This is a genomic window from Pseudomonas meliae (assembly GCF_001400515.1).
In the GTDB taxonomy this organism is placed as follows: Bacteria; Pseudomonadota; Gammaproteobacteria; order Pseudomonadales; family Pseudomonadaceae; genus Aquipseudomonas; species Aquipseudomonas amygdali.
The window spans coordinates 20,694-31,419 of sequence record NZ_LJQT01000257.1; the positions used below are offsets into that span (position 1 = coordinate 20,694).

The 10,726-nt window shown below is 61.0% G+C and carries 12 protein-coding genes; all 12 read right to left on the minus strand.

The annotated features are described in order from the left end of the window. Positions 1 to 72 precede the first annotated feature (72 nt). Positions 73 to 2,400, minus strand: coding sequence for a type II secretion system secretin GspD (gene gspD / locus ALO64_RS11995; RefSeq protein ID WP_044344494.1), 2,328 nt, complete (start codon positions 2,398 to 2,400; stop codon positions 73 to 75). After that, on the minus strand, positions 2,400 to 2,930 hold the full coding sequence (locus ALO64_RS12000; RefSeq protein WP_054991722.1) for a type II secretion system protein N: 531 nt from the start codon (positions 2,928 to 2,930) through the stop codon (positions 2,400 to 2,402). Before ALO64_RS12000 ends, gspD begins: the two co-directional genes overlap by 1 nt. After that, the gene (gene gspM, locus ALO64_RS12005; RefSeq protein ID WP_002553957.1) at positions 2,927 to 3,538 is read right to left on the minus strand and encodes a type II secretion system protein GspM; all 612 of its coding nucleotides are present in this window, start codon (positions 3,536 to 3,538) and stop codon (positions 2,927 to 2,929) included. The genes ALO64_RS12000 and gspM overlap by 4 nt, the downstream gene beginning before the upstream one ends. Then, entirely contained in the window at positions 3,513 to 4,610 is a 1,098-nt protein-coding gene (locus ALO64_RS12010) for a type II secretion system protein GspL (protein ID WP_044344495.1), read from the minus strand. The genes gspM and ALO64_RS12010 overlap by 26 nt, the downstream gene beginning before the upstream one ends. After that, positions 4,607 to 5,341 (minus strand): general secretion pathway protein GspK, encoded by a 735-nt coding sequence (locus ALO64_RS12015; RefSeq protein WP_044344496.1) that lies wholly within the window; start codon positions 5,339 to 5,341, stop codon positions 4,607 to 4,609. Before ALO64_RS12015 ends, ALO64_RS12010 begins: the two co-directional genes overlap by 4 nt. Further along, positions 5,338 to 5,970: a prepilin-type N-terminal cleavage/methylation domain-containing protein gene (locus ALO64_RS12020; RefSeq protein ID WP_005731910.1), complete on the minus strand. Its 633-nt coding sequence runs from the start codon at positions 5,968 to 5,970 to the stop codon at positions 5,338 to 5,340. Before ALO64_RS12020 ends, ALO64_RS12015 begins: the two co-directional genes overlap by 4 nt. Continuing rightward, positions 5,967 to 6,338 (minus strand): type II secretion system protein, encoded by a 372-nt coding sequence (locus ALO64_RS12025; RefSeq protein ID WP_002553961.1) that lies wholly within the window; start codon positions 6,336 to 6,338, stop codon positions 5,967 to 5,969. The genes ALO64_RS12020 and ALO64_RS12025 overlap by 4 nt, the downstream gene beginning before the upstream one ends. Beyond that, a complete protein-coding gene (locus ALO64_RS12030) occupies positions 6,338 to 6,772 on the minus strand; it encodes a prepilin-type N-terminal cleavage/methylation domain-containing protein (protein WP_002553962.1) in 435 nt (144 codons plus the stop codon). Before ALO64_RS12030 ends, ALO64_RS12025 begins: the two co-directional genes overlap by 1 nt. 8 nt (positions 6,773 to 6,780) lie before the next feature. Beyond that, positions 6,781 to 7,212, minus strand: a complete 432-nt coding sequence (gene gspG / locus ALO64_RS12035) for a type II secretion system major pseudopilin GspG (RefSeq protein WP_002553963.1) — start codon at positions 7,210 to 7,212, stop codon at positions 6,781 to 6,783. A gap of 25 nt (positions 7,213 to 7,237) precedes the next feature. Then, positions 7,238 to 8,440: a type II secretion system inner membrane protein GspF gene (gspF, locus tag ALO64_RS12040; protein ID WP_044344497.1), complete on the minus strand. Its 1,203-nt coding sequence runs from the start codon at positions 8,438 to 8,440 to the stop codon at positions 7,238 to 7,240. Continuing rightward, positions 8,437 to 10,161 (minus strand): type II secretion system ATPase GspE, encoded by a 1,725-nt coding sequence (gene gspE, locus ALO64_RS12045; protein ID WP_044344499.1) that lies wholly within the window; start codon positions 10,159 to 10,161, stop codon positions 8,437 to 8,439. Before gspE ends, gspF begins: the two co-directional genes overlap by 4 nt. 83 nt (positions 10,162 to 10,244) lie before the next feature. Next, positions 10,245 to 10,472, minus strand: coding sequence for a hypothetical protein (locus tag ALO64_RS25540; protein WP_044344500.1), 228 nt, complete (start codon positions 10,470 to 10,472; stop codon positions 10,245 to 10,247). Between the last annotated feature and the right edge of the window lie 254 nt (positions 10,473 to 10,726).

Consider the following 10,726-nt stretch of genomic DNA (forward strand, 5'->3'; position numbering starts at 1 on the left):
TTCATGACCTCTGTTTGACGCTGCCAGCAAGCAGCGTCGTGAGTGGGCTCGGAAGCAGAAACTGACACAGCCTCAGTTCTGCATGCTGGTCCGCGAAACTTCCGGCTTGATCAACTGCATCTGCTGACGGTAGTCATCCGTCACCTGACGTGCCTGGCTACTGCTGGTGATGACTCGCGGCGTGATCAGCACGATCAGTTCGGTACGGCCCTTGGACTTACTGGTACTGCCGAACAGCCACCTCAAGCCCGGAATGCGTCCCAGATACGGCACAGCGTTGACCGTCTCGGCGTTATCCTGCTTGATCAAACCGCCCAGCAGCACTGTCTGGCCACTCTGCGCGGCCACCTGCGTAGCGACCGAGCGCGTGGAGATACGCGGATTGCCGTTGGCGTCGTTGTTAGTGGAATTGGTGTCGGCGCTACTGACCTGCTGCTGAATGTCCATGTACACCAGTCCGCCCGGATTGATGCGCGGCACGACGTCGAGAATCACACCGGTCTGCACATATTCGACGCTGCTCAATGTGGTGTTGGTGGAGGTGTTAGTGTTGATCGAAGTCTGGCTGATCGGGATGTTGTCACCAACCTGAATCTGCGCCTGCTGGTTGTTCATCACCACCAGCGATGGTGCCGACAGGACCTGGGTTCGACCATTGGTTTCCAGCGCACGTAAGGCGACCTGCAAGTTGTTGCTGACAAAGGAGTAGAAGAACGCGTCAGTAGAAGCAAGCGCAGCCCCGCCGGTACCAATCGCACCCTGACTGCCCGCAGTGTTGGTAACGTTGCCGGTTGTACCCGAGTTGCCCGCCAAGCGTCCCAGATACCACTGCACGCCCATGTCCAGCTCGCCAGTCAGCGAGACTTCCAGAATGCGCGTCTCGATTTGTACTTGTAGCGGCGGATTGTCGAGGCGCTTGATCGCCGACTCGATTTCCTTCCACTGCGCCGGACGGGTGCGTACCAGCAACTGGTTGCTGCTCTTCTGCGCAGTGATGCGCGTGCTGGCGTCCAGCGACTTGCTGTTGCCGTTCGCGCCTCCACCTTCCTGGCTGGCCGAATCCGATTCACCGCCGCTCTGATCGTCGCTCTCGGATTCACTGTCGCCACTGTTCTGGCTGTTGTTCATGCCCTGGCTGTTGCCAAAGCCGCCGCCATTACTCATGCCACCGCCGTTGCTGCCCAGCCGGTTGGAACTGCTCATGCCGCCAACACCGCTGCCGCCATTGGAGTTGAGCGATGACAAGGTGGTGGTGCGCAGCCCCGGCGCAACCTTGGCTGCCGAGTCTTCCTTGATGGCACCCGACCCGTAGATCTGCCGCAGGTATTTGGCCAGATCGGTAGCTTTCATGTTGCGCACGTCGTACACGTACATCTGCGGCTCGTTACCGCCGCCTTCATCGATGGTATGAATCCACTCGCCGACTTCGCACAGGTATTCAGGCTGCGAGGAAATCGCCACCACCGAATTGGTCCGCTCGATCGGCAGGAAACGCACCATGCCCGCCAGCGGCATGCCGCTCTCCGGACCGAACATTTTCTGCAACTCAGGCATCAGTTCACCGACCGAGGCACGTTGCAGACCGAATACGCCGACCGACATGCCCTTGAGCCAGTCCACATCGAACGTGTCGATGGTGTCCTGATAGTTGGACAGCTCTTCGGGCGTACCCGCCAGGCTCAGTACATTGCGCGCCGGATCAACCAGCAGGAACGCGTTTTCCCGGGCGAACGGCTTGAGCAGCTTCTGCATTTCGGTCGCCGAGATATAACGCAACGGAAACAACCGCGCCGACATGCCCGCCGACGGTTGCGCCACCGGCATTTCCGGCACCAGCTTGCCGGCAACGGCCTGATTCGAGGGCAGGATCACATAGCGATTGCCCTGTTTGATCATGGCGTTGTCGGTCCAGGACAGCAACGTTTCAAGAATCGACAACGCTTGCTGCTTGTTGACCGGCTTGGAGGTCGAGAAGCTGACATCGCCCTTTACACCTTGGGCAATGCTGTAATTCTCGTGCAGCAGATCACCCATGATGCTGTTGATCACCGCCTGAATCGGCTGATTGGTGAAATTGAAGACGATGTCGCCGGTTTCGGCCGGACGCGCCGCCGGAGCAGCAGCGGGCTGGCGGATGAAACGCTGGTTGCCCTTGATGATCTGGCGCTGCGGCGAGCTCGCCGGTTGCTGTGAAGGTGGCTCGACTGGCGGTCGTTCGCTGCGCGGGTCTACCGGCGGGCGTTGTGAACCGGTTCCCTGGAGCGCTTCCTGCAGCATGCCATTGTCGGGATCGAGAGTGTCGGGCTTTGACGCGCAGCCGCCTAGGGCGACGGCGGTAGCCAGGCAAAGCAAGGGTGTGCGCAAGGTAGCGATGGCAGAAACTCCAGAAAAGGTACCCATCACAGGGTGGAATCGTTGGTTAAGGTAATAGGCGGTGTACTCGACGGCGGCGGCAGACGCAACGCGGGCAGGCGTAGCATTTGCGTACGGCCATCGAGTTGAAAGGTGGCCTGGGTAGGCTCCAGACGGTCCAGCGTCCAGCCGTTGGGCAGGCGATCGCCCTGACGGATCTTCAACGCTGGACCGCTGGCTTGTTTGATCAGTGCAACACGCAGCGAGCCGTCCATGATCACCCCGGTCAGGGTCAGGCCGGCCAGGCTGGTGGCCTGCGCGTCGGCTTTGCGAACCGCCACGTCCGGGCTGCGGTCAGGACTGAACAGCGGGGTTTTCCAGGTATTGGCCAGGCTGTCCAGCGTCGCCGACGGCGCATCGTGGGTCTGCGCCTTCTGATCGATCGGGTTGCGCGGTGCCTGCTCCGGCAGCCAGTCGGGCGAGTGTGCAGCGCCACTGAAAATCAGGGCGATCAGCCCCGCCAGCAGCGCGGCCAGAGCCAGTAGCGACCACTCCAGCGGGCGTAAGGAACCGATCATTGCTCACCCTCTCCGGCGCTGGCCGGTTGCAGGTAGCCGCGCACCAGCAGGTGCACCACCAGTTTGCCGGCGGCACCGCTGGCCGGAGCATTGGCATCGCGACGCATACTCATCTCGTCAATGAACAGAAACGGGCGCTGGTACTCCAGCGCATGCAGAATGGCCGTCAGCGGTTCGATGGCGCAGTTCAGGGTCAGGCTGACCTTGACCTGCCGATACGGCTCGGCGCTGTCCTGCTCTGGCGTGATCGGCATACGCTGGGTCAACTCGCAGCCGCCGCCAGTGCTTGCCTGGCTGCTGATCAGGTCGGCAATGCGCTGCATCAGATCCGCCGCCACAGCACTCGGGTCTTCGCCGGGCAACAGACTGGTGCTGCTGGCCGGGTCACTACGGGCCTGTTCCAATTGCTCACGCAATGAGTCGCCCTGCTGCAGAAGGCCGGCGTAACGCTGCTGCTGTTCGCGCAACTGGTCGGTCTGCTCGCTGATGTCGCGCAAGGGTCCGGCGAACCAACTGTCGATCAACAGCCAATAAGCCAGGCACAGCACCAAGGCAAGAATCATCAGGGCCGCGCCCCGCCGCTCACGGCTTGTCAGTGGACGGCGCATCGGCGTTCTCCTGATGCTGGTTCTGGTGCAAATGCGCACGCAGTGAATACTGATCCTTGCCGGTCTTGGTGTCGGGCTGGATCACGCCCTGAAACTGCGCGTTGTCCAGACTGTGACAATCCTTGACGCGGCCGATCAGGGCACTGGCCTTGGCGCTTTGCCCGGAAAACGCAACTTCGGCGCTGTCACTGATTTCCAGATGCTCGATCCAGGTGTCCGAAGGCAGGCAAGCGGTCAATTCACTGAGCAGCGCCGACAGCGGCGGTTGCGCAGCCTTGCGGCGGATCAGGTAATTGGCTGCGCCCAGCGTGTTGGTCAACTGCTGACGCAGCTGTTGAATCTCACCCACCTGGGCCTTCTGCGCCTGGACACTGGCCTGCATGTCATCGAGCAGACTCTGCCGGTCATTCAGCCACAACAGCATGGCGCTCAGCAGCAAACCGGCACACAGCCAGAGCAGCCAGCGCTGCAAACGATGACCGGAGTGCGATTGCTGCGGGCGCAGTGGCATCGGCAACAGGTCGATGCCCATACGCTGCCCGCCAGTACCCATGGCGGCAGTCCCCATGTCAGTGACGACATCTACCGCATCGGGACGCAAACCGCGCTCGGCGCACTCACTGAGTATCGCGTCCAGCCGCTCGCGCAATATCGCCACCAGTGTGACCTGCACAAAGCTGGCGCTGCGACTGTCCTGACGGGCCACAAAATACAACTGGCCAGCGTCGAACGGGGTGAAGCGGTCCAGCTCGTAACCGACGACAGTCGACAGATTGCGCGCCGCGGCAGCTGGCAGTTGCAGGGGCTGCACCAGCACCGCCGACGCTGGCAGCAACAGCACACGTCGTGCCTGAGGCGATGCATCGGGCAGCGGCTCGACCAGCGGCCAGAAGTGCGCCTGCTCCAGGGTCTCGCGGCCCAGCCAGCGACGCACACGCGGCGGCAGGCAGGCGCGAAGCTCCGCGACCCACCATTGCCAACCGTGTTGCGCCGGACTGCCACGCCACTGCCGGGCGACCTGTTCGCGTAACGCGTAGACAGGCGCCAGACGTGCAGAAACTGATGAATTCATTCTTGCCAACGCAACACCCTGTAGGGCTGTGCGCCTCCCTCCGATGGGCTCAATAAAACAGTGGTTTGTAACAGGGCAGTCACACCGCCCGGTCGTTCTGCGCGGCTGTCGATGGCCAGCACTTCACCTGGATCGGCCCCGACCGCGCTCTGGTTCGGCAGGTTCAAGGCCCGTCGCAGCAACGCCGAAGCGAATGCCGGGTCGGGCCGATCCAGGCCGCTCCATAATGTTATTTCCGGCAACAGCCGGGCATAAAGCGCCTGACTCATGCCCGGCAACTGGCGTACTTCCTCAACCACCCGCAACAGTGACTGACCGCCGTTGCGCTGCTCTTCCAGCACCTGGGCAATACCGCTGGCCTGATTCTTAGCTGCGCCGCAGGCCTGCAACAGCCGCGATATATCCGCCACCGGCGCGCTGTTGAGGTCCAGCTTGCCGCGCTCGCTCCTGATGCTGACGAGCAATTGCGTATCATCCATCCGCAACGACACCAGACGCCCATCGGCAATCCAGCGTTTGCGCTGCGCAGGATCAAGCAAACCCTGCACAGCCATATTCATGCCAGCTTCGGCGGCCATCAGCGCCTGAGTGTTCTGGCGCAACCAGAGTGCCTGTCGGCTTTCCAGTTGCACCCACCCGGCCAGCCCGCCAAGCAGCAGGCTCAACAGCGCGAGCACCCAAAGCACCACCAGCAGCGCAACACCACGCTGCTGTCGATTGGCTATATTCATTCGCCGCCCGCCCCACCGGACAGGTCCAGACGCAAAGCGACTACTTCGGGGACCCACTTCACCGCCCCGCTGATCTTCAGGTCGATCCTTACAGCACCGGGCAAACGATTCGGCCAGGGCCATTCGGCCATCCAGCCTGTCGGCTTGCCCTTGGGGGTCAGCCCGCGATAACTGAACGTCAGTGACTCGACGTTTTGCAACAACACCTGAGGCTCACCCCAAGGTTTCAGGGCAATGCCGTTTGCACCAGACTGGACCTGAGCAAAAGACACTTGCAAAGACCGATGGCCTTGCGGCCCTCCAAGTTCCAGGCTGTGCACCTGTATGCCACCGCCCAGCTCACCGGGCAGCGTGGCGACAAAGCGCAACTGCTGCGCCGAGCCTTCAAAAAAACCGCTGTTGACGTCGTCTTCGGCAGACGTATCCAGCGGCAGGGCCTGACCAATCGAGCTACGCAGAAACGCCTGCGCGGCGCGGACTTCGTCCAGGTTCACGGTGTAACGTTCGGCCTTGAGCACCGCACGGTTGGCACCCAGCAGCGCCCCCGCAACCAACACCAACAGCACGCCCAACAGACTGATCACCAACAGTACTTCCAGCAGCGTGAAACCACGTTGGGTACGGGTCATGATCCGGCCCCGCTGACAGCGCCGCGCAGTTTAAGCGTACTGAACTGCGCTTTGCGCTGGTGCTCGCTGAGCATCAGGTCGAGGCGAAACATCCGTGCCTCACCATTGGCACCCGACAGTTGACGGATATCCAGGGTCCAGTCGATGCCTGCGAGTGTTCCCTGACGCGTACCGTTTTCCAGCGGGCCGGCACTTTCCTGATCCATAATCGTGCGTGCTGCATGGCTGATCCGGTCACTGCGCGACACCTGTTGCAGAGAGCGAGCGCTCTGCCCGAATGCAACCAGCAGAACGCCGCTGCACACTGCCATAACGGTCAATGCAGCAAGCATCTCCAGCAGGGTGAACCCCGACTGTGATGTTTTCATTAAAGCGACCGTACCTGAACGCTACCGGTCAGCCAGCCAATATCAATACGCCAGCGCCGGTCGCCGTCGGCGACAACCACGTTGCCGCCACTGGAGCCGCCATCCGGGTAGAACTCCACGGACGAGCCGAGATCCGACGCGGTCTGCATGGTCACATGCAGATTTTCAGGCCAGTGCACCTCACGCTTGCCGGGCGCCTTGAAAGTCGCCTTGCGCAGATTGAACTCAGTGCGTGCAGGCTGACCGGTGACAATCGCACGCACTCTGGTTGCCCTAAGCGCCTCGACCATGTCGCCGACCGCGCGTCGCTCACTCGCGGTACTCAAACCCTGTTGCAGACCGAAACCCACCAGACCGACGGCAATGCTCATCAACACCAGCACTACCAGCATTTCCATGAGGGTAAAACCCCGGCTTGCGACAGGCGTTCTCATGCTGAACGTTACTCCCAGTTGCCCAGGTCGGCGCTGTACCCTTCGCCGCCCGGCTGACCGTCCTGGCCGTAGAAAATCAGGTCGAAACTGCCGTGCTGGCCCGGGAAGCGGTAGCCGAACGCGTGGCCGAACGGGTCTTTAAGGTCCGAAGGCTTGGCGTAAGGGCCATTCCAGTTCGAGGCGTTGCCCGGTCTCTCGGTCAGTTGCTGCAAAGTCTTGGGTGGCGAACCGACGTCCAGCGCATAGCTTTCGATCTTCATGCCCAGGCTGGCCAACTGAGCCTTGCCTGCGCCGTATTTGCCCTTGTCGACGTTGCCACCTACCTGGCGCACGACGATGGTCGCAACAATGCCCAGCAATACGATAACCGCGAGCATTTCCAGCAAAGTGAAACCGCCCTGTCGGCGTGCGGGTTTGAAGCGTGTGCGGCTAAAAGTCATCGGAGTGGTTTCCTCTTTCATGGATTCAGATATTGCTGGTCAGGCTCATCAGCGGCAGCATGATCGCCAGCATGATCACCGCGACCATGCCCGCCATCACCACCGTCAGCGCCGGTACGAGCGCGGCGAGCATGCGGTCGATACCGCGCTTGGCCTCGACGTCGAACACATCGGCGACCTTCATCAGCATGGTGTCCAGTTCGCCCGCCTGTTCGCCGACCTCGATCATTTGCAGCGCCAGATCCGGCAGCAGCGGTTGCGCGCCGAACGCACTGGCCAGCGTGCCGCCGCCCTTCACCGACTCGGCAGCCTGCTCCACCTGCGCCTGCAAGGCGCGGTTGGTGCAGACCTGGCGAGCGATCACCAGCGCCTGCAACAACGCCACTCCATTGGTCAACAGCGTGCCAAGCGTTCGAGTCAGACGCGCTGCCTCGATGCGTTGCAGCAAGGGACCGATTACCCGAATGCCGAGTATGCGGCGGTCGCGGCGTTCACGGCGCTGTGGGTCGCGCATGCGAATGGCCATGCCCCAGATCAGCGCGATCAGGCTCGCCAGAACAGCCAGGCCGTAGTTGCTCAAAAATTGTCCGAGGTTGAGAATGACCTCGGTGATCAACGGAATCGGCACGCCGAGATCCTTGAAGATCGGTACGAATTGCGGCACTACATAGGCCAGCAACAGGGCCAGCGAGCCCAGTACGCCGATCACCAGAAAGGCCGGATAGATCAGCGCGTTGATGACCTCGCCACGCAGCAGCTGGCTACGTTCAAGGTAATCACTCAATTGACGCAGCGTGCTTTCCAGCGCGCCCCCGGCTTCACCGGCGCGGACCATGCTTATATAAAGTGGCGAAAACTGTGTGCCCTCTTCTTCCAGCGCAACGGACAACGGCTTGCCGGCCTTGACCTGTTCGCGGATGCGCTCGATCAATGCCTTGGTCTGCGGTTGTCCAGGCTGTTTGAGCAGAATTCCAAGAGATCGTTCCAACGGCTGTCCGGCACCGAGCAACGTTGCGAGCTGCTGCGTGAAACTGACCAGCGCTGCCCCATTGAGCAAGCCGCTGCCCAGTGCGCGGCGCAACCCGCCCATACCGACCGCGTCAATCTGCAAGACCATCAGGCCACGTTTTTGCAGCGCGGCGATTGCAGCATCCTGGTCGCGGGCTTCCAGCGTGCCGTTCTGCGGCGCACCTTGAGCATCCAGTGCGCGGTACTTGAACAGGCTCATGTGCCTTCACCTCGGGTGACGCGCAGCACTTCCTCCAGCGAGGTCACCCCGGCAACGGCCTGGCGCAGGCCCTCTTCATGCAGCGTGCGCAACCCGCCGCGTCTGGCAGCTTCTTCCAGCGTCGAAGCGTCGGCGTGGCGCATCAACAGACTGCGCAGCTCTTCGTTCATGACCAGCAACTCGGTGATTGCACTGCGCCCCCGGTAACCGCCGCCAGGTGCATCGGCACGCGGGCGATACAGGCGAATCGGGCGCTCGTCAGTGAAGCGCTCCAGCCCGTGCTCGGCAATCAACTCCGGCGGCGCATCGAAGGCTTCACGCGTTGCCGGATCAAGACGGCGGACCAGACGCTGGGCCAGAATGCCGTTGACCGTCGAGGCGATCAGGTAGCTTTCGACGCCCATGTCCAGCAGACGGGTAATACTCGCCGCCGCGCTGTTGGTGTGCAGCGTCGAGAGCACCAGGTGACCGGTCAACGAGGACTGAATGGCGATACGGCAGGTTTCCAGGTCACGCATCTCACCGATCATGATGACATCCGGGTCCTGACGCACGATGGAGCGCAGTGCCCCGGCGAAGTCCAGGCCGATGGAAGGCTTGACCTGAATCTGATTGATGCCCTCGAGCTGATACTCGACCGGGTCTTCGACGGTGATGATCTTGCGCTCGGCGGTATTGAGCCGTGAGAGCGCAGTATAAAGAGTGGTGGTCTTGCCGGAGCCGGTCGGCCCGGTGACCAGCAGAATGCCGTGCGGACGCTCCAGCACGTCGAGAAATTCATCCAGCCGCTCGCCGTCGAAACCCAGGCTGGGGAAATCGAAATTGATGGTCTGCCGGTCCAGCAAACGCATGACCACCGATTCGCCGAAGCTGGTGGGCACCGTAGACACCCGCAGGTCCAGCTCCTTGCCCTGGATGCGCAGCATGATCCGGCCATCCTGCGGCAGACGACGCTCGGCGATGTCCAGCCGCGCCATGATCTTCACCCGGGAAATAACCGCCGCCGAAGAACTGGACGGTGGCGCTTCGGCCTCATGCAGCACGCCGTCGATGCGATAGCGCACTTTTAACTGGCTCTCGAACGGCTCGATATGAATGTCCGACGCACGCTGTTCGACCGCGCGTTGCAGAATCAGGTTGACCAGACGAATGACCGGCGCTTCGGAGGCCAGATCCTTGAGGTGCTCGATGTCTTCCAGCGAGCCGCCCTCCTCATCCAGGTTCTCGATCAGGGTGCCCATTGCCGAGCGGCCCTGTCCGTAATAACGCTCAATAAGGGTTTCGACTTCATTGCGCGGCCCGATGGACAGCCGCACCGGCACTTCGCAGGCATAAGCGATGGCCTGGAACGGGTACAACGTACCGGGGTTGGCGCTGAGCAATTGCAGCCCTTGATCGCTCCAGCCTACGGGCACGACTTGATAGTGGCGCATGAAGCGCTCGGTCAAAGGCGGCAAGGGGTCGAGCAGCGGCGGCACAGCGTCAGCAAGTAGCAGCGGTGCCTGCAACAGGGCTGCCCATGCGCGGGCCAGTTCAAATTCGGAAACCAGACCCAGACGAGTCAACAGCCCGAGCAGCTCGGTGCCTTCAGACTCTTGCTGCAAACGTTGCGCCCGCTCCAGATCGGCCATTTTCAGACCCGCGTGCTCGGTCAGCCAGGCGCAAACCTGCGCGGCATCCGGAATGAGGAGGCGGGAAACATCGACGGGAACTGGCGGCATGAATGAGGGCATTTTGCTACTTCGGAGGGACATGTTACAGCACTCTCCGACTGGAAAGTGCTGTGCTCGAAGGCTTCAAACGATCAATTTGACTGCTTTTGAGGGGTTGCGTTCTGCGGGCGACCACCTTTTGTCGCTTCGGTCTTCTGGTTTTGCGCCTTCTGCGCTGCCTTGTCGTCCTGGGTCTGAGTCATGACCGTCGAATCGCTTGCACCGGATGTTGCATCGTCATCGGTCGCTTCAGCGGCAACTACTGCACCACTAAGGGCCAGACCCAGAACAACGCCCGCACTGATTACAGAGAATTTCATCGTAGTTAACTCCACAGAAAAAAGAAGTGAATTCTGCAAAAGGCAGAAATCGGATAAAGACCGGGCAAGAAATAGCGTACAGCACGCATCGCAACTTGCGAGCTGTCTTTCTTCGTCCTGAAAAATCTTAAACCCATCGACCAGTAGGTTTAACAAGAGTTCCTAAATTGTAAAGAAAAAATACGAAATGAAAGAAAAATACGCTTTTATTTGACATTTATGCCTTGTTTTAGGGTTAAGGAGACGCTGAACAA